The sequence below is a fragment of the Brevundimonas sp. M1A4_2e genome (genome assembly GCF_053345555.1).
In genome coordinates this window covers 302,181-326,145 of record NZ_JBKFAI010000001.1, presented here as the reverse complement: position 1 = coordinate 326,145, position 23,965 = coordinate 302,181, and the positions used below count along the sequence as shown (strand labels likewise).

Sequence of the window (23,965 nt, the reverse complement as noted above, 5' to 3'; positions counted from 1 at the left end):
ACTATATGACTGAGTTTTCTAAACTGGGCCTCTCGCCCACGACCCTGCAGGCGGTCGCCGACACCGGCTACACGATCGCCACTCCGATCCAGGAACAGGCCATCCCGGTGGCCCTGGCCGGACGCGATGTCCTCGGCATCGCCCAGACCGGCACCGGCAAGACGGCGGCCTTCACCCTGCCTATGGTCGACCGCCTCGCCTCGGGGCGCGCCCGCGCCCGGATGCCGCGCGCCCTGGTGCTGGCCCCGACCCGCGAACTGGCCGACCAAGTGGCCGAGAGCTTCGCCAAATACGCCAAGGGCACCAAGCTGAACTGGGTGCTGCTGATCGGCGGCGTGTCCATGGGCGACCAGGTCGCCGCCCTGAACAAGGGCGTGGACGTGCTGATCGCCACGCCGGGCCGCCTGCTGGACCTGTTCGATCGCGGCAAGATGCTGCTGACCGGCGTCGAGCTGATGGTGGTCGATGAGGCCGACCGCATGCTGGACATGGGCTTCATCCCCGACATCGAGCGCATCTTCAAACTGACGCCGCCGCGTCGCCAGACCCTGTTCTTCTCGGCGACCATGCCGCCGGAGATCACGCGCCTGACGCAGCAGTTCCTCAAGGATCCCACCCGGATCGAGGCGTCGCGCCCGGCGACGACCGCCGACACCATCACCCAGCACATCACCCGCCTGCCGACCTCGGACCCCAAGGCCAAGCGCACGGCGCTGCGCGCCCTGGTGCAGCGCGGCGACGTCCAGAACGGCATCGTCTTCTGCAACCGCAAGTCGGAAGTCGACATTGTCGCCAAGTCTCTGCAGGTCCACGGTTTCGACGCCGCGCCGATCCATGGCGACCTGGACCAATCGCTGCGCACGAAGACCCTGGCCGACTTCCGCAGCGGCGCGTTGAAGCTGCTGGTCGCCTCCGACGTCGCCGCGCGCGGCCTCGACATCCCGGCGGTCAGCCACGTCTTCAACTATGACGTTCCGCACCACGCCGACGACTACGTCCACCGCATCGGCCGCACCGGCCGCGCCGGACGCCTGGGCGAGGCCTTCATGATCGTGACGCCGTCCGACGACAAGTCGCTGGACAAGGTGCTGAAGCTGATCAAGAAAGAGCCGGTTGAACTGCCGCTGGACGGTATCGACTTCGCCTCCATCCAGGACCGCCCCCGCGACGACAGCCGCTCAAGCCGCGGCCGTGGACGGGGCGAACGCAGCGAACGCAGCGAACGCGGCAGCCGCTCGCGTCGATCGGTCGAAGAAGCCCCCATCGAGGCCGAAACGCTGATTGAAACAGCGCCGACGCCAGCGCCCGAAGCCGAAGCGGCGCCTCAACGCGCGCGCAGCCGCAAGAAGACCGAGGCCAAGACCACGCCAGCGCCCCAGAAGACGCCCCAAAAGGCTAAACAGCCGGAAGACCGTCAGCCCGCGTCATTCGCCGGAAATCCTTTCGGCGATGATGTCCCGGCCTTCCTGCGTCGTCCGGTCGTTCTGGCCGGATAAGGCGGGTCTGCGAACTTAACCCTGCGTTACGGAAGACCGGTATAGCTTGCCGGATGACGCAGCGCAGGGGCAGTTCAGGCATGACCACGCAGGTGGAAACGACGGTTCGCAGTCCGGAAGCCTATGCTCTGGCGCATCGCGCCGTGGACGCCATGCAGGCGGCCTCAGTCTGGCCGACGCCGCTGAATTTTGAGCTGTGGCTTCACTATCTGGGCGATCCCGAGGGAACCCTGGGGCAGGAGATTTCGCGGCTGCTCGCCACGGGCGCGCCCTTCACCGATTCGACGGCGGAAATGCTCGCCGCCGAATTCCTGCCGCGCGGGCGCCTGTCCGAAGAAATCCGCGACGCCGGCGCCGTGCTGAATCGCGAGCTCGCCGCAGTGGCCGGCGCCATCGACAAGGCCCGCGAAAGCCAGGCCACCTATGGCAACACCCTGGCCGAGGCCGCCGATCGCATGGCCAATTCAGGGACCCCGGACGATCTTACCGATCTGGTCGCGTGTCTGGCGGATGCGACGCGCCGGATTCGACGTCATACCGCCGCGCTGGAACGCCGTTTGGAATCCTCGAATCGCGAAGTCACCAAGCTGCGCGATCATATGGAGCAGGTGCGCCGCGACGCGATGACGGACGCCCTGACCAATCTGGCCAACCGCAAGGCGTTCGATGAACACCTGTTGCGGCTATGCGATCAGGCGGAAAACGGCGGCGGCTCGCTCGGCCTTGCGATCATCGATATCGACCATTTCAAGCGGTTCAACGACACCTGGGGGCACCAGACGGGCGATCAGGTGTTGCGCTATGTCGGCAGCGTCTTGGGACGCGTGTCGCGCGCGCCGCGTATCGCCGCCCGCTATGGCGGCGAGGAATTCGCAGTCATCTTCCCAGGTGAAACGGCGGGCGCAATAGAGGCCGCGTTGAACGCGATCCGCGAGGAAATAGCCTCCCGCGCCCTGCGGCGCCGCTCGACCAACGACGACCTGGGCGCCGTGACCATATCGGTCGGCTTTGGCGTGCGTCGCGCCGGGGAAAGCGCCGGGCAGCTGCTGGCGCGGGCGGACGAAGCGCTCTACGCGTCCAAGCGCAGCGGGCGCAACAAGGTGACCGCCGCCGCCGAGGCCGTATCCGACGCCGCCTGAGGCTTCACTTTAAGCTCGCCTATGAGACGCTTGCTGGCATAGTCGCCCGATGCGAAGCCTGCTGTTCAACATCGCCTATTGGGCGCTTTCCATCACCTACGGCCTGGCCGCGGCCTTTGCGGCACTGGCGCCGGGCCGCACGGCCACGAGCTGGATCATCCGCCGCTATGTCCGGCGCATGGTGCAGGCCATGAAGCTGTTCGCGGGCATCCGCATCGAGACGCGCGGCAAGGAACGCCTGCCGCAAGGCGCCTTCATCATCGCCTCAAAGCATCAGAGCTGGGGCGACGGCTTCGCCACCTATGACCAGTTTGACGACGTGGCTTTCGTCACCGGCGACCATCTGGAGAAGTTCCCCCTGCTGGGAGCGGTGCTGAAGAAGCTGGGCGCCATCGTTGTCAACAACTGCGGCGGCCACGCGGCCCGCGCCGCCCTGAAGGAACGCGCCGCCGACGCCAATCGCGAGGGGCGCAAGATCCTGATCTATCCGGAAGGGCATCTGGCCCGGGTCGGCGAGAAGTTCCGCTATCGCTCGGGCGTCTGGCACATGTATCGCGACTTCGACATGCCGGTCGTGCCGCTGGCGACCAATCTGGGCCTGTTCTGGCCGCTGGAGGAGTTCCACAAAAACCCCGGCACGGCGACGCTCGAATTCCTCGAACCGATCCCGACAGGCCTGCAGAAAGCCGAGTTTCTGGACCGGCTGGAAGCTGCGGTGGAAGGCAAGACGGCCGAACTGATCGCCGAGGCGAACGGGCAGCCGGTCAGGCCGGCTATCCTGGTGCTACACCCGAACGAAATGAGCAAAACGCTTGAAACGCAGCAATCCACTGCGGCGTGAAGCGTCTATTGAGGCTGAATGCGAGCTAGGATCATCTTCACGGCCAAGCCAACCAGCCCGCCAATCACTGAGCACGCCGCCGCTGCGGTCAGCGCAGCGACGATCCACCAGTGCCCGCTCCAGTCGGTCTCAGAGCTGAATAGCGCGTCCCTCAGAACGACAAGCGGACCAATGGCGGCCCCGATGGCTGCAAAAACAAGAACAACGCTGCGCTTCATAGACGTCACAATGCGCCCTCCCGGATAAAGAGTAAGGCTTACTTGAAAAACAGCGTTACGACAATGCAGCCTGTCAGGCCGCCGGAATCACCGCGCCTTCGTATTTCGAGGCGATGAAGTCCTTGATCGCCTGACCACGCAGGGCCTTGGCGAGAGCCTGAACGCGCGGGTCGTTCTGATTGTCGGGGCGGGCGACCAGATAGTTCACATAGGGGCTGTCGGCGCCTTCAAGCTGAAGGGCGTCGGTCTTGGGCTTGAGCCCGGCGTCGAGGGCGTAGTTGGTGTTGATCACCGCGCCGTCGACCTGCGGCAGGATGCGCGGGATGGTGGCGGCCTCGACTTCCTGGAACTTCAGCCCTTTCGGATTGGTGGCGATGTCGCGCACCGTCTGCAGCGGGTTCTGCGGGTCTTTCAGCGTGATCAGGCCCGCCGCCTGCAGCAGCAGCAGGGCGCGGCCGGTGTTGGAGGCGTCGTTGGGCAGAACCACCTGGGCGCCGTTCGGCAGATCGGCCAGCGCCTTATGCTTGCGCGAATAGAGGCCCAGCGGCTCGACGTGAATGCCGGCGACCGTGATCAGGTTCGTGCCGCGCGCGGTGTTGAACTCGTCCAGGTAGGGCTTGGTCTGGAAGTAGTTCACATCCAATCGCTTTTCAGCGAGTTGCACGTTGGGCTGAACGTAGTCGTTGAAGACCTTGATCTCGATCGGCACGCCTTCGGCGGCAAGGATGGGCTTCACCTGCTCCAGGATTTCTGCGTGCGGCACGGCGGTGGCGCCGACCAGCAGGGGCGCGCCTTCAGCCCCCGCCTTCTTGTCCGCGCCCTGACCGCAGGCGGCGAGCGTCAGAACAGCAACGGCGGACAGCAGCAGCGAACGGCGGATCATGAAGCGGGCTTTCGATAAAATCAGCGGTGCGAGACCTTAGCGACCAGACGGTCGCCGATCATCTGCAGAATTTGTACGAGGATCAGCAGCAGAACTACGGTCACGACCATGACGTCGGTCTGGAAGCGCTGATACCCGAAGCGGATGGCCAGGTCGCCCAGACCGCCCGCCCCCACCACGCCCGCCATGGCGGTGTAGCTGACCAGGGCGATGGCGGTGACGGTCGCGCCGGCGATGATGCCCGGCATGGCCTCGGGCAGCAGGGCGCGCGTGACGATCTGGAAGGTCGAGCCGCCCATGGCCTGGGTCGCCTCGACCACGCCCTTGTCCACCTCGCGCAGGGCCGTCTCGACCAGACGCGCATAGAAGGGCGCGGCCCCGACCACCAACGGCGGAATGGCGCCCGCCACGCCCAGCGACGTGCCGACCAGCAGCACCGTCAGCGGCAGCATGACGATCAGCAGGATGATGAAGGGCACCGAACGCAGCACATTGACCACGAAGGACAGGACGGCGTTCAGCACAGGATTGGCGGCCAGCCGCCCCTTGCCCGACAGGTACAGCAGCACGCCCAGCGGCACGCCGAGCATCACGGTCAGCACCAGCGACCCGCCCAGCATCAGCAGGGTGTCGACCGTCGCCTTGCCGATATCGGCCCAGTCCACATTGGCGAACATCAGACCGCCTCCACCACGACGCCGCGCGCGGCCAGTTGCGCCAGAGCCGCCTCGGCGTCGCCGCCGGTGAAGGCCACCATCATCTGGCCGTAGGGCTCGCCGCGAATACGGCTGATGCGGCCCGACAGGATCGAATAGTCGACGCCCGCCGTGCGCGCGACGCGGCTCAGTTCCGGCTCATAGGTCGAGGGGCCGCGGAAGGTCAGGCGGGCCATGCGCGCCCCGGCGGGCGCGACCGAGGCGTCGATCGCCTCCTCGCCCTCGGCCAGCATGGCGCGGGTCACGGCGTGCTGCGGATGCAGGAAGACGTCAGCCGTCGCGCCCTGCTCCACGATCCGTCCGTCCTTCAGCACCGCCACGCGGTCGCAGACGCGGCGCACCACCTCCATCTGGTGGGTGATCAGGACGATGGTCAGCCCCAGGTCGCGGTTCAGCCCGTCCAGCAGGGTAAGGATGTCTTCGGTCGTTTCGGGGTCCAGGGCGCTGGTCGCCTCGTCGCACAGCAGGACGCTGGGCCCGCAGGCCAGGGCGCGGGCGATGCCGACGCGCTGCTTCTGGCCGCCAGACAGCTGGGCCGGGTGCTTCTTGGCGTGATCGGCGAGGCCGAGTTGCGCCAGCAGTTCGGCCGTGCGCGCCTTCACCTCGTCCTCGGGCCGTCCTTCCAGCCTCAGGGGGAAGGCGACATTGTCCTCGATGGTCTTGGCGTTCAGCAGGTTGAAATGCTGGAAGATCATGCCGATGCGGCGCCGCGCGGCGCGCAGTTCGGCGGGGTTCAGGGCGGTGATCTCCTGCCCGTCGACGAAGACCTTGCCCGCGTCGGGCGTCTCCAGCCGGTTGATGGCGCGGATCAGGGTGGACTTGCCCGCCCCCGAACGGCCCACCACGCCGAACACCTCGCCGCGCGCAACATGCAGGTCGACGGCGTCCAGCGCCGTGCGGTCGCCCGCCGCGCTGCGATAGCGCCGGGTCACCCCCTCCAGTCGGATCATGTCAGTCGGCGTCCAGAGCAGCGGCGGGGATGATGGTGACGCTCTCGCCGCAACCGCAGGCGTCCGTCTCGTTCGGATTGCGGAAGATGAATTTCGAGGCGAGCTTCGTCACCTCATAATCGATCTCGGTGCCGATCAGGAACAGGACCGCCTTGGGCTCGATCAGGATGGTGACGCCCTTATCCTCGACCACCTCGTCCAGCGGCTGGATCTCTTCGGCATAGGCGAAGGTGTATTCCTGCCCCGCGCAGCCGCTGTTCTTCACGCCGACGCGAAGGCCGACATAGTCTTTCTCAGCGTTGTCCATGATCTCGCGCACGCGCGCGGCGGCAGCGTCCGTCAGGGTCACCGCCTTGGGCCGGGGGCGTCGGGGTCGGGTCGTGGTCTGAAGCTCGGTCATCAGGGCCTCCTCAGAACATGTTCAGGGCCAGCTTGGCCTCGTCGCTCATCTTGGAGGCGTCCCACGGCGGGTCGAACACCAGATTGGCCTTGGCGCTGCGCACGCCATCGACCTTTTTCACTGCATCCTCGACCCAGCCGGGCATTTCCCCGGCGACCGGGCAGCCCGGCGCCGTCAGCGTCATCTCGACCAGGACGTCGCGGTCGTCGGACACGTCGACCTTGTAGATCAGGCCCAGCTCATAGATGTCGACCGGGATTTCCGGATCATACACCGTCTTCAGCGCCTCGATCAGGTCGTCCGTCAGCTTGTCCAGCTCGGCCTGAGACAGGGCGCTCTTCTGCGGCTCGTCCCAGCTGGCGGCGAAGGCGTCGCTGTCGCTGATCGCGTTGTCGGTCTTGGCGTCGTCCATACTCGTCACACGAAGAAGTTGCGCGCCTTGATCAGCGCGTCCACGAAGGCGTCTGTATCCTCCATGGTGTTATATAGGGCGAAGGAGGCGCGCGTGCTTGCGCTCACGCCTAGTCTTTTCGCTAGCGGCTCGGCGCAGTGCAGCCCGGCGCGCACGGCGACGCCGTAGCGGTCCATGATCTGCGCCACGTCATGGGCGTGGGCGCCCTCGACGGCGAAGGTCAGCAAAGCGCCCTTCCCTTCGGCCTGGCCCAGAATCCGCAGCCAGTCATGCTCGGCCAGACGCTCGACGGCGTGGCGATATAGAGCCTGTTCGTGCGCCTGGATAGCGGCCGGATCATACTGCGACAACCATTCGATCGCCGCGCCCAGACCAATGGCCTCAAGGATCGGCGGCGTCCCGGCTTCAAAGCGATGCGGCGGTTTGGCGTAGGTGACGCGATCCTTCTCGACCGTCTCGATCATCTCGCCGCCGCCCTGATACGGCGGCAGGGCCTCCAGCGCCTCGGCCGTGCCGTACAGGACGCCGATGCCGGTCGGGCCGAACAGCTTGTGGCCGGTCAGGACATAGTAGTCGCAGCCGATAGCCTGAACGTCCGGCGTCGCATGGACCGCGCCCTGACAGCCGTCGACCAGCACCCGCGCCCCGGCGGCGTGGGCCAGGCGGGTGATCTCGGCGACCGGATTGATGGTGCCCAGCACGTTCGACATGTGGGTGACGGCGACCAGCCTGGTCTTCGGCCCCAGCAGGGCGGCGAAGGCCTCCATGTCCAGCGAACCGTCGTCCTTGATCGGCGCCCATTTGAGCACAGCCCCGCGGCGCTCGCGCAGGATGTGCCAGGGCACGATGTTGGAGTGGTGCTCCATTTCGGTGACGATGATCTCGTCGCCCGGCTGGATCGACAGACCGACGCCGTTGGCGACCAGATTGATCGCCTCGGTGCCGCCCTTGGTCCAGACGATGGTCTCGGGCGACTGGGCGTTCAGGAAGCGGGCGACGATCTCGCGCGCGTGCTCATAGGCCTCGGTCGCCTCGTTCGACAGGGTGTGAAGACCCCGGTGGACGTTGGCGTAGCTGCCTTCCATCGACGCGACCAGGGCGTCGATCACCGCGCGCGGCTTCTGGGCTGAGGCGGCGCTGTCCAGATAGACCAGCGGCTTGCCGTTGACCTGACGCGACAGGATCGGGAACTGCGCGCGGGCGGCATAGGGGTCGAACCCCGTCTCGCCAACCTTGTTCACAGGTGCGTTGATCACAGGCGAGCCGTCAGCCATTCCCGCACCACCTCTCTGGCGCCTTCATGCTCGATGCGGTCGACGACCTCGATCAGGAAGGCATGGGTCAACAGGGCGCGGGCTTCGTCGGCCGAGATGCCGCGCTGCTGCATGTAGAACAGGGCGCTTTCGTCCAGCGTCCCGACGGTGGCGCCGTGGGCGCACTGGACTTCGTCCGCGTAGATGATCAGCTCGGGTTTGACATCGATCTCGCCGCGCTCGGACGTGATCAGACCGTGGTGGCCCATGCGGGCGTCGGTGTCGTCGGCACCCTTCTGGACCAGAATCTTGCCCTGGAAGACGCCGCGCGCCTCGTCACGGACGACGCCCTTGATCAGCTGGCTGGTCGTGCCGTTGGCCGCGACGTGGTCGATGACGGAGGTCAGGTCGGCGTGGCGCGAGCCGCCGAGCAGATAGATTCCGTCGACGCGCGCATCGGCGCCTTCCGCGCCGTGACGCAGGCGGGTCTCGTGACGTTGCAGCTTGGCGCCGGTGGCGACGATGGTCTGGCGATAGCGGCCGCCTGCTTCCAGCTTGACCTCAGCCTCGGCCACCGAAATGGCGTCGTCCGGTTCGTCGCTGAGGACGATCCGAGTGACCTCGGCGTCCGCGGCGACGTCGATCTCGACCTTGTTGTGGGCGACATAGGCCGAGCCCTTGCCCTCGTGCGTCTCCAGCAGCAGCAGTCGCGCGCCGGGTCGGGCGACAATGCGCGCCGCCGCCGTATGGCCTGTGCCCGTCGCGTCCGAGATGAAGCGCAGGCGCACGGTTTGGTCGCCCGAGGCGATGTAGTCCCTCACCCCGACCGGGCGGCCGTTGGCGAAGACGATGGCGTCGCCGCCCAGGTCGTAGAACGGCCCCGGCGCATCGACGACGGCCGTGCCGGACGGTGCAGGCGCTTCGCGAAGAAAGCGCTTCAGGTCACTGTATTTCCACTCCTCGACCCGCCGCGAAGGGAAGGTCGCGGCGTCGTTCAGGTCCAGCCGGGCGAGCGCCTTCATGCCGCCTCCGGCAGGAACTTGTCGTAACCTTCCGCCTCCAGCTGATGCGCCAGCTCCGGCCCGCCCGAGGCGACGATGCGGCCGCCGGCCAGGATGTGCACGCGGTCCGGTTTGATGTAGTCCAGCAGGCGCTGGTAGTGGGTGATCACCAGCATCGACCGTTCCGGACTGCGCATGGCGTTCACGCCGTCGGCGACGATGCGCAGGGCGTCGATGTCGAGGCCCGAATCCGTCTCGTCCAGGATCAGCATCGACGGCTCCAGCAGGGCCATCTGCAGGATCTCCATCCGCTTCTTCTCACCGCCGGAGAAGCCGACGTTCAACGGCCGCTTCAGCATGTCGAAGTCCATCTTCAGCGACTGCGACGCCGCCTTGACCAGCTTCAGGAAGGCGGGAGCTGAAACTTCTTCCTCGCCGCGCGCGCGCTTCTGGGCGTTCAGCGCCGTGCGGATGAAGGTCATGGCCGGAACGCCCGGAATCTCGATCGGATACTGGAACGACAGGAACAGGCCCGCCGCCGCGCGCTCGGCAGGATCGAGGTCCAGCAGGCCCCGGCCGTTCCACGAGGCCGAACCGTCCGTCACCTCATAGCCGGGGCGGCCGGAGAGGCTGTAGCCCAGCGTCGACTTGCCCGCCCCGTTCGGCCCCATAATCGCATGAACTTCGCCCGCAGGCACATCGAGCGTCAGACCCTTGAGGATCGGCTTATCGGCGACAGAGACGTGGAGATTATTGATCTTAAGCATTGTTTTTCTTCTTCAACTCACTCAGCCGACCGAGCCTTCGAGGCTGATCGCCACCAGCTTCTGGGCTTCGACGGCGAACTCCATCGGCAGTTCCTGCAGGACATCGCGGACGAAGCCGTTGACCAGCAAGGCCACGGCCTCCTCTTCCGACAGGCCGCGCTGCTGGGCGTAGAAGAGTTGGGCTTCGGACAGGCGGGTGGTGGTCGCCTCGTGCTCCAGCTGGGCCGAGCCGTTGCGGACCTCGATGTAGGGAATGGTGTGGGCGCCGCACTCCTTGCCGATCAGCAGGCTGTCGCACTGGGTGAAGTTGCGCACGCCCGTCGCCTTGGGGTGGATCGACACCAGGCCCCGATAGGTCGAGTCCGACTTACCGGCCGAAACCGTCTTGGCGATGATGCGGCTGCGGCTGTTCTTGCCCAGATGGATCATCTTCGTGCCGGTGTCAGCCTGCTGATGGCCGTTGGTGATGGCGATGGAATAGAACTCGCCCGAGCTTTCCTCGCCTTTGAGGATGCAGGATGGGTATTTCCAGGTGACGGCCGAGCCCGTTTCAACCTGCGTCCAGCTGACCTTGGAGCGGTCGCCGCGGCAGTCGGCGCGCTTGGTGACGAAGTTGTAGATGCCGCCCTTGCCCTCAGCGTCGCCGGGGTACCAGTTCTGGACCGTCGAGTATTTCACCTCGGCGTCGTCCAGGGCGACGATCTCCACGACCGCTGCGTGAAGCTGGTTTTCATCGCGCATCGGCGCGGTGCAGCCTTCCAGATAGGAGACGTAAGAGCCCTTGTCGGCGATGATCAGGGTGCGCTCGAACTGGCCGGTCTGGCTGGCGTTGATGCGGAAATAGGTCGACAGCTCCATCGGGCAGCGCACACCCGGCGGGATATAGACGAAGCTGCCGTCGGAAAAGACCGCGCTGTTCAGGGCCGCGAAATAGTTGTCGCTGACCGGCACGACCGTGCCGAGATACTGACGCACCAGATCAGGGTATTCGCGCAAAGCCTCCGAAATCGGCATGAAAATCACGCCATGCTTGGCCAACTCCTCCTTGAAGGTGGTGACCACGCTGACGCTGTCGAACACGGCGTCCACGGCATAACGCGGCGCGCCCTCGACCCCTGCCAGGACCTCCTGCTCCTTCAGCGGGATGCCCAGCTTTTCATAGACGGCCAGCAGTTCGGGATCGACTTCGTCCAGCGACTTCGGCCCCTCCTTCTTCACCGGCGCGGCGTAGTAGTAGAGGTCCTGATAGTCGACGGGCTCGTATTTCACCGCCGCCCAGGTCGGCTCCTCCATCGCCAGCCAGCGCTCATAGGCGGCCAGACGCCATTCCAGCATCCACTCCGGCTCGCCCTTCTTCTCGGAGATGAAGCGGACGATGTCGGCGCTCAGGCCGCGCGGCGCATATTCCGTCTCAATGTCCGACGTAAAGCCGTGCTCATATTTTTCGAGAGCGGCGACTGTGTCGATGGTTTCCTGAACAATAGCCATATTTTACGCGACTTTCTTAGCGCGCTCAATCAGGCGCGCACTATGCTTTTCCCAGGCCGCGACCCAGGCATCGGCGAAGCGAGCCCAGTCCGACTCGGTCGTGCCCCAGCCGCCGGAGACGCGCACGCCCCCGGTTGCCAGGTGATGAAGACCCATGGCGCTGATCGCCTTGGACGGCTTGACCTTGCCGGACGAGCAGGCCGAACCGGCAGACACCATGACCCCGACAAGGTCGAGGGTGATCAGCTGCTGCGGGCTGTCCCAGCCCTCAACCGCCATAAACAGGGTGTTGGGCAGACGCTCCACCGCGCCGCCGATGATCGTCGCGCCCGCAGCCTTGACCTTAGCCTCGGCAGCATCGCGCCAGACGACATGCGTCATGGCGGCGTCCAGATCGCGCGCGGCGCAGTCGGCCGCGACGCCGAAACCGGCGATGCCCGGCACGTTCTCGGTCCCGGCGCGCAGCCCGCGCTCCTGCCCCGCGCCGTGCAGGATGCGGACGGCCGACACGCCGTCCTTCAGCACCAAAGCGCCCACGCCCTGCGGCCCGCCCAGCTTGTGCGCCGAGAGGGTCAGGCTGTCGGCGCCCAGCGCCTTCATCGTCACCGGAACCTTGCCCGCCGACTGAATGGCGTCAACGTGCAGCCAGCCGCCCGCCGCATGAACCAGCTTGGCCGCCTCGGCGATCGGCTGGATCACGCCGCTTTCATTGTTGGCGTGATGGATGGCGACGACCGCGCGACCCGGGCGCGCCAGCGCCTCGGCCAGCCAGGTCAGATCGACCACGCCGTTGGAATCCACCGGCAGCACCTCGACCGCCGCGCCGCTGACGGCGGCGGCCTCGGCCACGCACGGGTGCTCGGTCGCACTGACGATCAGCCGCTCGCAGCCGGCGGCCAGAGCGCTATGGATGGCCTGAGCATTGGATTCGGTGCCGCCCGAAGAGAAGATGATCGCCGTCGGATCGGCCCCGACCAGATCGGCCACCTGCGCCCGCGCCGTCTCGACGCGTGCTCGTGCGCGACGTCCGGCGGCGTGGACCGCCGATGGATTGCCGTTGTCGGCCAAGGCCTTGGCCATGATGTCCTGAACCTCAGGACGAACCAGGCCTGAGGCGTTGTAGTCGAGGTAAACGCTCATGCGGCGGCCTCCATCGAGTCCGCGCCGACACGCGCCCGGCCGGTCCGCTTCTCGACCACGTCGGCGAGGCTGACCCCGGCTAGATAGCGATGAATCTCTGCGCCCAGGTCTTCCCACAGGTCATGGGTGATGCAGCGGGCGCCGCCCGTCATGCAGCCACGCGGCGTACCGTGGGCGGCGCAGCGCGTGGCGCGGATCGGCTCATCAACGGCCAGAACAATGTCCGCCACGACCATCTCCCCCGCCGCCTTGGCCAGCCGATAGCCGCCGCCCGGCCCCCGCACGCTCTTGACCAGACCGCCTTTGCGCAGGCGCGCAAAGAGCTGTTCCAGATAGCTGAGCGAGATTTCCTGACGCGCCGCGATTTCAGCCAGGGAGACGGCCCGATCGGTTCCGTTCTTCGCCAGATCGGCCATCGCCATGACGGCGTAACGTCCCTTGGTCGACAGACGCATCCCAATACCTCAAAATTCTACCGCTTTTCAGGCTCGCTGTGCTAAGACCCCCGGCCTTGCTGGCGAGCGCATCGTGCAGGGGGGACTTAGAAAGTCCTACCTGTGTGGTCAAGTATTATCCGCTCGCGAAACCACTGTTGATCGTAGGGACCGCCATCCATGCCTGAAGTCATCCTGCCTGGCGCCTCCGGCCGCATCGAAGGCCGCTACTCTCCTGGCAAGCGTCCCGACGCGCCGATCGCCCTGATCCTGCACCCCCACCCCAAGGCGGGCGGGCATATGAACAACCCCGTCGCCCTGACGATGCACCAGCTGTTCGTCCAGCGCGGCTTCGCCACCTTGCGCTACAACAGCCGCGGCGTGGGCAAGTCCCAAGGCGAGTTCGACAGCGGCATCGGCGAACTGGCCGACGCGGCGACGGCGCTCGACTGGCTGCAGGCCAACAATCCCGCCGCCACCCAGACCTGGGTCGCCGGCTATCAGTTCGGCGCCTATATCGGGATGCAACTGCTGATGCGTCGCCCCGAAACCGACGGCTTCATCTCGGTGTCGCCGCCGTCGAACATCTATGACTTCAGCTTCCTGGCCCCCTGCCCGGCTTCGGGCCTGTTCCTGCACGGCACGGCCGACACCGTGGTGCCGCCGGCCGATGTCGAGCGCGTGGTGAACAAGCTGCGCACCCAGAAGGGCATCGTCATCGACTATGAGCTGGAAGAAGGCGCGACCCACTTCTGGCAGGACCACATCGGCGCGGTCGAGCGCCGCGTCGGCGCCTATCTGGACAAGCGGCTGGAAGAAAAGCCGGCCTGATCCGCGTAAGGATATCCTGATTGAAGCGGCGCCCTGATCTTCGGGGCGCCGTTTCTAATTGCGCCGTTCGTCAGTGTTCGCCTTCCGCAGCGGCCACAGCCGCCGGGCGGTGAGCGCGGACGCACCAGACGACGCTGACGATCATCAGGATCATGGCGACGATCTCGATCACGGTCGGGCCGCGCTGCTCCCAGATGAAACCGTAGATGAAGGCGAACAGGGTCTCGGACACGATCATCTGGCCGAGCATCGTCAGGGGCAGCAGGCGGCTGGCCTGATTCCAGAACGCGTTGCCGATGACCGAGGCGAAGATCGCCACGCCAGCGCTGACGCCGATCAGACGTAGCCAGGCGTCATCCGTCATGCCGCCCAACATGAACAGGGACGGGATGACCAGCACCAGCGCCAGCCCTCCTGTGACCACGCCGGTCAGCAACGACCACTCGTGCGGGGTGACATCGGGCAGGCGCCCCATCCAGCGACTGTTGCCGACGGCGAAGGCGGTCCAGGACAGCAGGGCCGCCAGGGCGCAACCCAACCCGATCAGCGTGGCCGTACCGCTCTGCGCCGCCGCGCCGCCGCCCTGGCTGAGCGACTGCCACCCGATCAGACCGACCGCCAGCGCCGCCACGGCGATGGGCGGCGCGACGCGCGACAGCGGCGGCGAATCTCTGTCCCGCAGGCCCCAAAGGGCCACGACCACGGGCACCATGCCGACGATCAGGGCTGAAGCTGCGACGCCTGCGTAATGCACGCTGACCACCAGGAAGGCGAAGTAGACCAGGTTCCCCGCGAGACTCAGCCAGACCAGCGCGCCCCACGCTTCGCGCGTCAGGGCGGCCGTCACCCGCCGCCAGCGCGGCGCGATCAGCAGGACCGCGATCAGGCCATAGGCGAGGTAGCGACCCGCCGTCAGCAGCAGGGGCGAGGCCTCGGGCACCATCTTCGGCGCCAGGAAGACCAGCCCCCACAGAGCGCCGGCCGCCAGACCGCTGGCGACGCCCCAGAAACGCGAAGACGCCGCCATTATTCGGCTCCCGGCTCGACGATCCGGCCGCCGGTCATAGGGGCCGGAACGCCTGTCGTGCCGGGGAAGCTGATCGGCAGGCCCAGACGACAGCGCGCGGCCAGGAAGGCGAAGGCCTCGGCCTCGATCGCGTCGCCGCGCCAGCCCTTGTCCTCGGCGGTCGAGATAGGGACGCCGACGCGCTCGCGGATCGCGGCCAGCAGCGCCGGATTATGACGCCCCCCGCCGCAAACGACGATCTCCTTCGGCTGCTCCGAACAGCGGGCGACGCCCAGCGCCACGGCCTGCGCCGCGAAGGCGGTCAGGGTAGCGGCGGCGTCTTCCAGGGACAGGTCCGCCACCGGCTTCAGCGAGAAGTCGAAACGGTCCAGGGACTTCGGGCCGCTCGCCGCGAAATAGGGATGGGCCAGATAGGCGCCCAGCACAGCCTGATCGACCGTTCCCGCCGCCGCCAGACGACCGCCCTCGTCCATCCGCTTCTTCATGCGCGACTGGACCAGCAGATCGACCATGCCGTTGGCCGGGCCGGTGTCGAAGGCCTCCAGCTCGCCGTCGGCGCGGATCAGGGTGATGTTACCGACCCCGCCCAGATTCAGGACCGCGACCGGCCCCTCCATCCCCGCCTTGCGGACTAGCGCTGCGTGATAAGCGGGCGCCAGCGGCGCGCCCTGCCCGCCCGCCGCCACGTCGGCGCTGCGGAAGTCAAAGGCGACGGGGACCCCCAGCCCCTCGGCCACGCTGGCGGCGTCGATCAGTTGGACGGTGCGGCCCGGCAGGTCGGGCGTCGGCGCCTCGTGCAGCACGGTCTGGCCGTGGACGCCGACCAGATCCAGCGCACTGGACTTCACCCCGTTCACCGCCATGAAGCCGAGCGCGGCGGCCAGATGCGCATCGGCCACGGCCATGCGGGCGTCTTCGAAGCTGTCCGGTTCTTCTTCGTCGCGCTCCCAATCGAAGGCGTCGTCGATGGCGTCCTCAATGATGGCGCGGGTCTCTGCGTCCAGCTTCATCTCGCCGGCGGGGCCGAAGGACAGGATGTCGTGGCCGTCCGTTTCGATCACCGCCATGTCCACGGCGTCGAGCGAAGTGCCGGTCATGAAGCCGAGCACGCGCAGGGTCTTTTTCGGGGAGGTCGTCATGGCGGCTTGACTGCCACGTCGGGCGCGACGTAGCTAGCGCCGATGATCGCGCAACCGGCCCTTTTCGCCGCCTATTACTACGGCCTCTACTAGAGAGCGGCCGCGATCCTTGCCGCCCTTCCCTCGGCGGCATTATTCCTCGGAAGACGGCCGCCGGTTCTGATGCTACGGACCCGACCATGACCGAGCCCACGACCCAAACCGTTTCCGAAACCGCCTTCAAATCGGACTTCCTGCGCCTGATGAAGGCGCGCGGCTATATCCACCAGATCACCCACCCGGTCGAACTGGACGAGGCGGCCGCGTCGGGCGTGGTCACGGGCTATATCGGCTTCGATGCGACGGCGCCCAGCCTGCACGTCGGCCACCTGATCCAGATCATGCTGCTGCGTCGTCTTCAGCAGGCCGGACACAAGCCGATCGTCCTGATGGGCGGCGGCACGACCAAGGTCGGCGACCCCTCGTTCAAGGACACCCAGCGCCCCCTGCTGACCGAGGAAAAGATCGCCGAGAACATCGCCGGCATCAAAGGCGTGTTCGAGAAATTCCTGACCTTCGGCGACGGCCCGACCGACGCCATCATGCTGGATAACGACGAGTGGCTGTCGCAGCTGGGCTACCTGCAGTTCCTGCGCGACTACGGCACGCACTTCACCATCAACCGGATGCTGAGCTTCGACTCGGTCAAGCTGCGCCTGGATCGCGAGCAGCCGCTGACCTTCCTAGAGTTCAACTACATGCTGATGCAGGCGACCGACTTCCTGGAGCTGAACCGTCGCTATGGCTGTTCGCTGCAGATGGGCGGCTCGGACCAGTGGGGCAACATCATCAACGGCGTCGAACTGACCCGCAAGGTGGACCACAAGGCCGCTTTCGGCCTGACCACGCCGTTGCTGTCCACCGCCTCGGGCCAGAAGATGGGCAAGACGGTCGGCGGCGCCGTGTGGCTGAACGCCGACGCCCTGTCGCCGTTCGACTATTGGCAATACTGGCGCAACACCGAGGACGGCGACGTGGGCCGCTTCATGCGCCTGTTCACCGACCTGCCGCTGGATCAGATCGAGCGCTATGAGGCGCTTCAAGGCGCCGAGATCAACGACGCCAAGAAGGCGCTGGCCGACGCGACCACCTCCATGCTGCACGGCGCCGAGGCCGCACAGGCCGCGCGCGCGGCCGCTGAAGCCGCCTTCGAGAAGGGTCAGCTGTCAGCCGACCTGCCGACCGTCGAACTGCCGCGCGACGAGGTGATTGGCGCCATGATCGCCGCCGTGACGACCAAGGCGGGTCTCAGCAGCTCCAATGGCGAAGCGCGTCGTTTGGCCCAGGGCGGCGGCCTTCGCCTGAACGACGAGGTCGTCAACGACGGCGCCCGCCTGATCGAAGAGGCCGACCTGAACGCGGACGGCGTGCTGAAGCTCGGCGCCGGCAAGAAGAAGCTGGTGCTGGTGCGCCCGGTTTAAGGAGAGCGCTGTGACCGACATCACCGAAAACACGCCCGCCCCTGCTTTCGATCTGGCGACAGACGGCGGCGGGCGCGTGTCGCTGGACGGGCTGAGGGGCAAGATCGTCGTGTTCTACTTCTACCCCAAGGCCGACACGCCCGGCTGCACGACCGAAGGTCAGGACTTCTCGGCCTTGATCGACCGGTTCGCGGCGGCGAACGCGGTAGTGATCGGGGTGTCGCGCGACACGGTGAAGAAGTTGGACCGCTTCAAGGCCAAGCATGACCTCAAGGTCGTGCTCGGCTCGGACGAGGACGGCGTGGTCACCGAAGCCTGGGGCGTGTGGGTGCAGAAGAAGCTCTACGGCCGCGAATATATGGGCATCGAGCGCGCCACCTTCCTGATCGACGACCAGGGCGCGGTCCGCCGCGCCTGGCGCAACGTCAAGGTCAAGGGCCACGCCGAAGAGGTTCTGGCCGCCGTCGAAGCGCTTTGATCGGCGAGCGGGGTTCGGAAGGCCCCGCTTGACCTCTCCGCCTCAGCCCGCGCTAAGTGTCGCCAGGGATTGCATCCTCAGGGGCTGACATTGACCAAACGCCGATAATCGCGGCGTGACGCGGAGAGCATGAATGTTCAACAAGAACAAACCGTTCGACAACAACCCCTCTGGCGGAATGGGCATTCCCAAGCCGCCCGAGCCGGTCCAGCCCAAGCCGGAGCCCGCCGCCCCGATCGCCGCTGCGCCTGCGCGCGCGCCTGAACCGGCTCGCCCCGCCGCCCGTTCCTCCAGCCTTTCGACCCTATCGGCGGGCGTAAAGTATGAGGGCAACATTTCGGGCGCAGGCGAACTTCAGGTCGACGGCTCGTTGAAAGGCGACATCCGCGTGGTGCGCGTGGTGATCGGCGAAGGCGGCGCGGTGGAGGGCACGGTGCACGCCGACATCCTTGAGGTGCGCGGCCGCGTCTCGGGCGCCATCGTCGCCAAGCAGGTCAAGCTGTTCGCCACCTCGCGCGTCGAGGGCGACATCACCCAGGAGCAGCTGTCGATCGAACAGGGCGCCTGGTTCCAGGGCCGCTGCACCCAGGCCAAGCGCGACACGCCGGGCGCCAATATGCTGGAGACCCCTGCTGCGGCCGACAAGCCTGCGCCCGCCAAGACGGACGCCAAGGTCGAGGCCCCGATCCAAAGCAAGCCCGCAGCCTGATCGGCGCGAGCAACTGACAACGACAAAGGGCGGCCCGCAAAGGCCGCCCTTTTTTATGCACCGTCAGGCGGGTCAGCCCTCGCGGGTTTCGCCCACGCGCGCCGCGAGCGCCGCGCCCATGAACTGATCCAGGTCGCCGTCCAGAACGCCTTGCGTGTCCGAGGTTTCGACCTCGGTGCGCAGGTCCTTCACCATCTGATACGGCTGCAGGACGTAGGACCGGATTTGGTGGCCCCAACCGATGTCCGTCTTGGCGTCAGCCAGAGCCTGGGCCGCAGCCTCACGCTTCTGAAGCTCAAGCTCGTACAGACGCGCGCGCAGCATCTTCCAGGCCTGGTCGCGGTTCTGGTGCTGCGAGCGGCCCGCCTGACAGGCGACCACGGTATTGGTCGGAATGTGGGTCAGACGCACCGCCGAGTCCGTCTTGTTGACGTGCTGACCGCCCGCGCCCGATGCGCGATAGGTGTCCGTGCGCACGTCCGACGGGTTGATCTCGATCTCGATGCTGTCGTCGACGACGGGCGAGACCCCGACCGAGGCGAACGACGTGTGCCGCTTGGCCGCCGCATCATAGGGGCTGATGCGCACCAGACGGTGGACGCCCGATTCGGACTTCAGCCAGCCATAGGCGTTAGGTCCGGAGATCAGCAGGGTCGCCGACTTGATGCCGACCTGTTCGCCGGACTCTTCTTCCTGAAGCTCGACCTCATAGCCGTGCGAGCGCGCCCAGCGGCTGTACATCCGCAGCAGAATGCCCGCCCAGTCGTTGGACTCGGTGCCGCCGGCGCCGGAGTTGACCTCCAGATAGGCGTCGTTGCCGTCGGCCTCGCCGGACAGCAGGGCTTCCAGTTCGGCGCGCGCGGCACGGTCCTTGATGGACTTCAGCTGTTCACGCGCTTCTTCGAGGGTGGCTTCGTCGCCCTCTTCGTCCGCCATTTCGGCCAGCATGATCCCGTCTTCGAGACCCTGCTCCATTTCCTTGACGGCGTTGACCTGAACTTCCAGACGCGAGCGTTCGCGGCTGACGGCCTGGGCCTGTTCGGGATTGTCCCACAGCGTCGGATCCTCGACCCGCGCGTTCAGCTCATCGAGCTTTCTTAGAGCGACATCCCAGTCAAAGTCGCCTCCTGAGCAGAGCGACGCTCTGCTCGATGTCGGCCTTCATGGCCTCGACATCCGATCTCATCGCAAACTCCTGCGAACGGAAGTCCCCCGCAAACAGGACCGCGCGACGCGCGTCCGATAGGGAAGGACAGGTGAAACGGCGCGCCTGAAAGCAGGCGCGCCGGGTTGATGGCTTACCTAGAGCGTCAGTAAAGGCCGCTCAAGTCCTCGGCCGGCTCCTTCTTCGACGGCGGCGGCGCAGCCGGAGGCGGCGCGGTCGGCGTCGGGGTCTGGGAGCGGACCTCCTGCTCACGACGGATGACGTCGTAATAGTTCTGCGGCCCTTCGGGCCGGGCCGGCGGCGGCGCTTCTTCGCGCAGCTGACGCTCAGTGCCCGGGCGGAAGGCCTCTTCGATGCCGTTCACGGTGCGGAAGATGGCGTTCTTCGGCTTCACGAACGGCCGCGCAGGCCGCTCCTTCAGCGCGTCTTCCATGAAGTCGATGAAGATCGGCACGGCGGTCGAGGCCCCGGCTTCACCGCCGCCCAGCGAGCGGTTGTCGTCGAAGCCGACGAAGACGCCGACCACGATGTCGGCCGAGAAGCCGACGAACCAGGCCGAACGATATTCATTGGTGGTGCCCGTCTTGCCGCCGACCCACGGGCCCAGGCTGCGGGCACGGGCGCCGGTGCCGCGCTGGATCACGCCCTCCAGCATGGAGGTCATCTGATAGGCGGTGATGGGGTCGATCACCTGAGTCCCGCGATCCTGAAGGCGGGGCGATTCCTGCCCGCTGAAGCCCCGGCCGCAGTCGCGGCACTGGCGACGGTCGGCGCGGTGGATGGTCTGGCCGTTCCGGTCCTGAGCCAGTTCGATGAGATAGGGATCGATCCGGCGCCCGCCGTTGACGAAGGCGGCATAGGCGGCGGTGATGCGGTAAGGCGTGGTTTCCCCGGCCCCCAGCGACATGGCCAGGTTCGGCGACATGTCGTCCACGACGCCCATCTTCTTGGACAGGTCGACGACGTTCTTCATGCCCACCGCCTGCGCCAGGCGCACGGTCATGACGTTGCGCGACAGCTCCAGCCCGCGCCGCAGCGTCTGGGGTCCATAAAACTGGCGGCTGTAGTTCTGAGGCGTCCAGGCCCGGCCGCCAGGGCCGCCGGGGAAGCTGATCGGCGCATCCAGCACGATCGAAGCCGGGGTGAAGTCGCCTTCGAGCGCCGCCGCATAGACGAAGGGCTTGTAGGCCGAGCCCGGCTGGCGCTTCGCCTGGGTCGCGCGGTTGAAGCTGGACAGCGCGTAGGAATAGCCGCCGACCATCGCCAGGACGCGGCCCGACTGCGGCTCGATCGCGACCAGGGCGCCGTTGACGGCCGGGACCTGCTTCAGGGCGAACTGGCCGTTCTGGCGTTCGACGAAGATCAGGTCGCCGCGCTTCAGCGGGCGACGTCCGGCGTTGGACCAGGCCACATCGGCGGCGCGCAGCGCGCCCGCCTGATCGTCCTTGGCCGTGCGGACGCGGATTGAGCCCCCGCTGACGCTTTCAACGGCGGCCGCCTGCCACGAGCGGCGCTCGGGCGGGGTCGTGCGTTTCTGGGCCTCGGCCTGCCAGCCGTCGGCGAAGTCGGTCGTGCCCCAGGCGCCGCGCCAGCCGTGTCGACGGTCATAGTCCTCAAGCCCGCGCATCAGGGCGTCACGCGCCGCCGACTGCAGCTGCGGATCAAGCGTCGTGCGCAGGTAGTAGCCCCCGCGATTGACCTCTTCCTGACCGAACAGGGCGATGGCGCGACGACGCGCCTCCTCCACGAAGAAGTCGGCGTCGGCGTACTCGGCCCGACGCGGCGCAGAGCGGGTGTTCAGCGGGCGGGCCAGCGCCGTCTTCAGCTGCTCGTCCGACAGCCATTTATTGTCGGCCATCTCGCCCAGCACCCAGTTCCGGCGGCCCAGCGCTGCAGCCGGATAGCGTTTCGGGTGATAGTTGGTCGGCCCCTTGGGCAGGGCCGCCAGGAAGGCCGCCTCGTCCGGCGTCAGCTGATCCAGCGACTTGCCGAAATAGTTATAGGCCGCCGAAGCCACGCCATAGGAGCGATAGCCCAGGTAGATCTCGTTCAGATACAGTTCGAGGATCTGCTCCTTGGTCAGCGTCGCTTCCAGACGGCTGGAGAGGACGGCCTCCTTGAGCTTGCGGTTCAGGCTGGTCTCGCTGGTCAGCAGGACGTTCTTGGCCACCTGCTGGGTGATGGTCGAGCCGCCCTCCAGCCGCTTGCCCGACATGACGTTGAACACGTTCTTGAACATGGCCCGGCCGATGCCGGACACGTCGATGCCGCCGTGATTGAAGAAGTTCTGATCCTCGGCCGCCAGGAAGGCGTGCACGACCGTCTGCGGCACCTGGTCATAGGTGACGTAGATGCGCCGCTGGTCCGAGAACTCGCCGATCAGGGTGCCGTCGCCGGCATAGACGCGCGTGGCCGTCGCGGGGCGATAGTCAGCCAGTTCAGAGGCGTCCGGCATGTCGTGCAGGACCCAGGCGGCGTAGATGGCAACCACCACCCCGGCCAGGGCGATCGCGCTCAGCAGGGCTACGCCCGCCATGACGAACCAGCGTTCGGCTATCTTCACCACGAACTCCGCAAGACGCACCCCATCATCGCTCGTTTATCGCGCGTCGCGCGGCGCGCAAAGCGGAACCGCACTTATCCCTTGTCGCGCAGCAGGCGCGCCTTGTCGCGCTGCCAGTCGCGCTCGGCCGCAGTCTCGCGTTTGTCATGCAGTTTCTTGCCCTTGGCCAGGGCGATCTCCAGCTTCGCCTTGCCCGCCTCATTCAGATAGAGGCGCACAGGGACGATGGTGCGCCCTTCGCGTTGAACGGCGCCGATCAGCTTGTCGATCTGCTTGCGGTGCAGCAGCAGCTTCCGGTGACGGCGCGGCTCATGGTTGAAGCGGTTCGCCATCTTATAGGGCGGGATGTCGGCGTTGATCAGCACCATCTCGCGCCCCTCGGGCGAGACATAGCTCTCGGCGATATTGGCCCGGCCGTCGCGTAAAGCCTTGATCTCGGTGCCCCGCAGCTGGAGCCCGGCTTCGATATGATCTTCGAGGAAGTAGTCGAAGCGCGCGCGTCGGTTTTCGGCGATGGTCTTCTGTTTGGGGGCGTCGGCGGCCATCAGGCGACTCCAGCGGCGGCCAGCGCCTCGTCGATGGCGGGCCGCACCGCGTCGGCCGTCAGCGACAGCGGCAGGCGAACCTCTTCCGTGCACAGGCCCATCTTAACCAGGGCGTATTTGGTCGGGGACGGCGAGTTGTCGAGGAACAGCGCCTTGTGCAGACCGATCAGCCGTTCCTGCCAAGAGCGCGCGGCGGCGAAATCGCCGGCCTGGATGGCGTCATGCAGGGCGACCATCGCCTCAGGCGCGACGTTAGAGGTCACCGAGATGACGCCGACGCCGCCGTGCGCGGCATAGCCAAGATAGCTGGAATCATCGCCCGAGATCAGGTCGAAGGCTCCGTCGATATTGGCGCGCATCCAGCTGGCCCGCGCCACATCCGCGCTGGCGTCCTTGATGCCGACGATGTTCGGATGCGCCGCCAGGGCCGCCACCGTCTCGTTCGACAGGTCCACCCCCGTGCGCCCCGGCACGTTGTAGAGCAGGATCGGCAGTTGCACGGCGTCCGCCACCGCCTCGAAATGCGCCTGCATCCCGGCCTGCGACGGGCGGTTGTAATAGGGGGTCACGACCAGGGCGCCGTCGGCGCCGACCGTCTTGGCGAAACGGGTCAGGTCGATCGCCTTGTCCGTGGCGGACGAGCCCGCCCCGGCGATGACGCGGATGCGACCAGCGGCGATGGCGACGCACTGTTCGACCACGCGCTTGTGCTCATCCAGATGCAGAGTGGCGCTCTCGCCCGTGGTGCCCATCGGCACGACGCCATGAACCCCAGCGGCGATCTGGCGCTCCAACAGGCGCTCGAAAGCGGCCTCGTCCACGTTTCCGTCACGAAGAGGTGTGATCAGGGCGGTGATCACGCCCTTGAACAAGGGGGCGGTCATGGGAACAACATACCTGCGCGGAGAAT

At 66.6% G+C, this 23,965-nt stretch carries 24 protein-coding genes; 7 read left to right on the top strand and 17 right to left on the bottom strand.

Annotated features, from left to right (window positions below; translation table 11 throughout):
* Positions 1-5 precede the first annotated feature (5 nt).
* From ACLBV5_RS01555 to ACLBV5_RS01545, 3 genes are all read left to right on the top strand, one after another.
* Positions 6-1,496, top strand: coding sequence for a DEAD/DEAH box helicase (locus tag ACLBV5_RS01555; RefSeq protein WP_447604622.1), 1,491 nt, complete (start codon positions 6-8; stop codon positions 1,494-1,496).
* A gap of 80 nt (positions 1,497-1,576) precedes the next feature.
* Positions 1,577-2,635, top strand: a complete 1,059-nt coding sequence (locus ACLBV5_RS01550) for a GGDEF domain-containing protein (RefSeq protein ID WP_025977132.1) — start codon at positions 1,577-1,579, stop codon at positions 2,633-2,635.
* Between the two features lie 49 nt (positions 2,636-2,684).
* Positions 2,685-3,476, top strand: a complete 792-nt coding sequence (locus ACLBV5_RS01545) for a lysophospholipid acyltransferase family protein (RefSeq protein ID WP_447604621.1) — start codon at positions 2,685-2,687, stop codon at positions 3,474-3,476.
* Positions 3,477-3,767: 291 nt separating this feature from the next.
* Here ACLBV5_RS01545 and ACLBV5_RS01540 read toward each other — a convergent pair whose 3' ends face one another.
* Genes ACLBV5_RS01540 through ACLBV5_RS01490 form a run of 11 tightly spaced genes read right to left on the bottom strand, consistent with a single transcriptional unit; the run spans position 3,768 to position 13,159 of the window.
* Complete coding sequence (locus ACLBV5_RS01540; RefSeq protein ID WP_253121062.1) at positions 3,768-4,577, bottom strand: MetQ/NlpA family ABC transporter substrate-binding protein; 810 nt, start codon at positions 4,575-4,577, stop codon at positions 3,768-3,770.
* A 20-nt stretch (positions 4,578-4,597) separates the two neighbouring features.
* Complete coding sequence (locus tag ACLBV5_RS01535; RefSeq protein WP_253121063.1) at positions 4,598-5,254, bottom strand: methionine ABC transporter permease; 657 nt, start codon at positions 5,252-5,254, stop codon at positions 4,598-4,600.
* Complete coding sequence (locus tag ACLBV5_RS01530) at positions 5,254-6,243, bottom strand: methionine ABC transporter ATP-binding protein (protein WP_447604620.1); 990 nt, start codon at positions 6,241-6,243, stop codon at positions 5,254-5,256. The genes ACLBV5_RS01535 and ACLBV5_RS01530 overlap by 1 nt, the downstream gene beginning before the upstream one ends.
* 1 nt (position 6,244) lies before the next feature.
* Positions 6,245-6,643, bottom strand: coding sequence for a HesB/IscA family protein (locus ACLBV5_RS01525; protein ID WP_025977137.1), 399 nt, complete (start codon positions 6,641-6,643; stop codon positions 6,245-6,247).
* A gap of 10 nt (positions 6,644-6,653) precedes the next feature.
* The gene (locus ACLBV5_RS01520; protein ID WP_025977138.1) at positions 6,654-7,055 is read right to left on the bottom strand and encodes an SUF system Fe-S cluster assembly protein; all 402 of its coding nucleotides are present in this window, start codon (positions 7,053-7,055) and stop codon (positions 6,654-6,656) included.
* A gap of 5 nt (positions 7,056-7,060) precedes the next feature.
* Positions 7,061-8,329, bottom strand: a complete 1,269-nt coding sequence (locus tag ACLBV5_RS01515; RefSeq protein WP_447604619.1) for an aminotransferase class V-fold PLP-dependent enzyme — start codon at positions 8,327-8,329, stop codon at positions 7,061-7,063.
* On the bottom strand, positions 8,308-9,330 hold the full coding sequence (gene sufD / locus ACLBV5_RS01510; RefSeq protein ID WP_312445055.1) for a Fe-S cluster assembly protein SufD: 1,023 nt from the start codon (positions 9,328-9,330) through the stop codon (positions 8,308-8,310). The genes ACLBV5_RS01515 and sufD overlap by 22 nt, the downstream gene beginning before the upstream one ends.
* The gene (gene sufC / locus ACLBV5_RS01505) at positions 9,327-10,076 is read right to left on the bottom strand and encodes a Fe-S cluster assembly ATPase SufC (protein WP_447604618.1); all 750 of its coding nucleotides are present in this window, start codon (positions 10,074-10,076) and stop codon (positions 9,327-9,329) included. The genes sufD and sufC overlap by 4 nt, the downstream gene beginning before the upstream one ends.
* Before the next feature lie 21 nt (positions 10,077-10,097).
* A complete protein-coding gene (gene sufB, locus ACLBV5_RS01500) occupies positions 10,098-11,564 on the bottom strand; it encodes a Fe-S cluster assembly protein SufB (RefSeq protein WP_025977142.1) in 1,467 nt (488 codons plus the stop codon).
* A 3-nt stretch (positions 11,565-11,567) separates the two neighbouring features.
* Positions 11,568-12,704: a cysteine desulfurase family protein gene (locus ACLBV5_RS01495; RefSeq protein ID WP_447604617.1), complete on the bottom strand. Its 1,137-nt coding sequence runs from the start codon at positions 12,702-12,704 to the stop codon at positions 11,568-11,570.
* Positions 12,701-13,159, bottom strand: a complete 459-nt coding sequence (locus tag ACLBV5_RS01490) for an Rrf2 family transcriptional regulator (protein ID WP_134580943.1) — start codon at positions 13,157-13,159, stop codon at positions 12,701-12,703. Before ACLBV5_RS01490 ends, ACLBV5_RS01495 begins: the two co-directional genes overlap by 4 nt.
* A 159-nt stretch (positions 13,160-13,318) precedes the next feature.
* Here ACLBV5_RS01490 and ACLBV5_RS01485 point away from each other — a divergent pair, with 159 nt between their 5' ends.
* Positions 13,319-13,969, top strand: a complete 651-nt coding sequence (locus tag ACLBV5_RS01485) for an alpha/beta hydrolase (RefSeq protein ID WP_003167032.1) — start codon at positions 13,319-13,321, stop codon at positions 13,967-13,969.
* Positions 13,970-14,039: 70 nt separating this feature from the next.
* Here ACLBV5_RS01485 and ACLBV5_RS01480 read toward each other — a convergent pair whose 3' ends face one another.
* Entirely contained in the window at positions 14,040-14,996 is a 957-nt protein-coding gene (locus ACLBV5_RS01480; protein ID WP_447604616.1) for a DMT family transporter, read from the bottom strand.
* Positions 14,996-16,135 (bottom strand): anhydro-N-acetylmuramic acid kinase, encoded by a 1,140-nt coding sequence (locus ACLBV5_RS01475; RefSeq protein ID WP_447604615.1) that lies wholly within the window; start codon positions 16,133-16,135, stop codon positions 14,996-14,998. The genes ACLBV5_RS01480 and ACLBV5_RS01475 overlap by 1 nt, the downstream gene beginning before the upstream one ends.
* A gap of 179 nt (positions 16,136-16,314) precedes the next feature.
* Here ACLBV5_RS01475 and tyrS point away from each other — a divergent pair, with 179 nt between their 5' ends.
* From tyrS to ACLBV5_RS01460, 3 genes are all read left to right on the top strand, one after another.
* Positions 16,315-17,595, top strand: coding sequence for a tyrosine--tRNA ligase (gene tyrS, locus ACLBV5_RS01470; protein WP_025977147.1), 1,281 nt, complete (start codon positions 16,315-16,317; stop codon positions 17,593-17,595).
* A gap of 10 nt (positions 17,596-17,605) precedes the next feature.
* A complete protein-coding gene (locus ACLBV5_RS01465; RefSeq protein WP_303706218.1) occupies positions 17,606-18,073 on the top strand; it encodes a peroxiredoxin in 468 nt (155 codons plus the stop codon).
* A gap of 133 nt (positions 18,074-18,206) precedes the next feature.
* Positions 18,207-18,782 (top strand): polymer-forming cytoskeletal protein, encoded by a 576-nt coding sequence (locus ACLBV5_RS01460; RefSeq protein ID WP_303706219.1) that lies wholly within the window; start codon positions 18,207-18,209, stop codon positions 18,780-18,782.
* Between the two features lie 72 nt (positions 18,783-18,854).
* On the opposite strand, the gene prfB is transcribed toward ACLBV5_RS01460, so the two are convergent.
* The 4 genes from prfB to dapA form a co-directional block, all read right to left on the bottom strand.
* A protein-coding gene (prfB, locus tag ACLBV5_RS01455; protein ID WP_145915899.1) for a peptide chain release factor 2 occupies positions 18,855-19,968 on the bottom strand; the annotation gives its coding sequence in 2 pieces (ribosomal slippage) (positions 18,855-19,898 and positions 19,900-19,968; 1,113 coding nt in all).
* A gap of 124 nt (positions 19,969-20,092) precedes the next feature.
* Positions 20,093-22,483: a penicillin-binding protein 1A gene (locus tag ACLBV5_RS01450; RefSeq protein ID WP_447604913.1), complete on the bottom strand. Its 2,391-nt coding sequence runs from the start codon at positions 22,481-22,483 to the stop codon at positions 20,093-20,095.
* A 101-nt stretch (positions 22,484-22,584) separates the two neighbouring features.
* Positions 22,585-23,055: an SsrA-binding protein SmpB gene (smpB, locus tag ACLBV5_RS01445; RefSeq protein ID WP_025977152.1), complete on the bottom strand. Its 471-nt coding sequence runs from the start codon at positions 23,053-23,055 to the stop codon at positions 22,585-22,587.
* The gene (gene dapA, locus ACLBV5_RS01440) at positions 23,055-23,939 is read right to left on the bottom strand and encodes a 4-hydroxy-tetrahydrodipicolinate synthase (RefSeq protein ID WP_447604614.1); all 885 of its coding nucleotides are present in this window, start codon (positions 23,937-23,939) and stop codon (positions 23,055-23,057) included. Before dapA ends, smpB begins: the two co-directional genes overlap by 1 nt.
* Positions 23,940-23,965: the final 26 nt, after the last annotated feature.

Bases quoted from the DNA above. Each gene is read 5' to 3' on its own strand.
- ACLBV5_RS01555 (WP_447604622.1), top strand. From the start codon at position 6: ATGACTGAGTTTTCTAAACTGGGCCTCTCGCCCACGACCCTGCAGGCG.
- ACLBV5_RS01550 (WP_025977132.1), top strand. From the start codon at position 1,577: ATGACCACGCAGGTGGAAACGACGGTTCGCAGTCCGGAAGCCTATGCT.
- ACLBV5_RS01545 (WP_447604621.1), top strand. From the start codon at position 2,685: ATGCGAAGCCTGCTGTTCAACATCGCCTATTGGGCGCTTTCCATCACC.
- ACLBV5_RS01540 (WP_253121062.1), bottom strand. From the start codon at position 4,577: ATGATCCGCCGTTCGCTGCTGCTGTCCGCCGTTGCTGTTCTGACGCTC.
- ACLBV5_RS01535 (WP_253121063.1), bottom strand. From the start codon at position 5,254: ATGTTCGCCAATGTGGACTGGGCCGATATCGGCAAGGCGACGGTCGAC.
- ACLBV5_RS01530 (WP_447604620.1), bottom strand. From the start codon at position 6,243: ATGATCCGACTGGAGGGGGTGACCCGGCGCTATCGCAGCGCGGCGGGC.
- ACLBV5_RS01525 (WP_025977137.1), bottom strand. From the start codon at position 6,643: ATGACCGAGCTTCAGACCACGACCCGACCCCGACGCCCCCGGCCCAAG.
- ACLBV5_RS01520 (WP_025977138.1), bottom strand. From the start codon at position 7,055: ATGGACGACGCCAAGACCGACAACGCGATCAGCGACAGCGACGCCTTC.
- ACLBV5_RS01515 (WP_447604619.1), bottom strand. From the start codon at position 8,329: ATGGCTGACGGCTCGCCTGTGATCAACGCACCTGTGAACAAGGTTGGC.
- sufD (WP_312445055.1), bottom strand. From the start codon at position 9,330: ATGAAGGCGCTCGCCCGGCTGGACCTGAACGACGCCGCGACCTTCCCT.
- sufC (WP_447604618.1), bottom strand. From the start codon at position 10,076: ATGCTTAAGATCAATAATCTCCACGTCTCTGTCGCCGATAAGCCGATC.
- sufB (WP_025977142.1), bottom strand. From the start codon at position 11,564: ATGGCTATTGTTCAGGAAACCATCGACACAGTCGCCGCTCTCGAAAAA.
- ACLBV5_RS01495 (WP_447604617.1), bottom strand. From the start codon at position 12,704: ATGAGCGTTTACCTCGACTACAACGCCTCAGGCCTGGTTCGTCCTGAG.
- ACLBV5_RS01490 (WP_134580943.1), bottom strand. From the start codon at position 13,159: ATGCGTCTGTCGACCAAGGGACGTTACGCCGTCATGGCGATGGCCGAT.
- ACLBV5_RS01485 (WP_003167032.1), top strand. From the start codon at position 13,319: ATGCCTGAAGTCATCCTGCCTGGCGCCTCCGGCCGCATCGAAGGCCGC.
- ACLBV5_RS01480 (WP_447604616.1), bottom strand. From the start codon at position 14,996: ATGGCGGCGTCTTCGCGTTTCTGGGGCGTCGCCAGCGGTCTGGCGGCC.
- ACLBV5_RS01475 (WP_447604615.1), bottom strand. From the start codon at position 16,135: ATGACGACCTCCCCGAAAAAGACCCTGCGCGTGCTCGGCTTCATGACC.
- tyrS (WP_025977147.1), top strand. From the start codon at position 16,315: ATGACCGAGCCCACGACCCAAACCGTTTCCGAAACCGCCTTCAAATCG.
- ACLBV5_RS01460 (WP_303706219.1), top strand. From the start codon at position 18,207: ATGTTCAACAAGAACAAACCGTTCGACAACAACCCCTCTGGCGGAATG.
- ACLBV5_RS01450 (WP_447604913.1), bottom strand. From the start codon at position 22,483: ATGGCGGGCGTAGCCCTGCTGAGCGCGATCGCCCTGGCCGGGGTGGTG.
- smpB (WP_025977152.1), bottom strand. From the start codon at position 23,055: ATGGCCGCCGACGCCCCCAAACAGAAGACCATCGCCGAAAACCGACGC.
- dapA (WP_447604614.1), bottom strand. From the start codon at position 23,939: ATGACCGCCCCCTTGTTCAAGGGCGTGATCACCGCCCTGATCACACCT.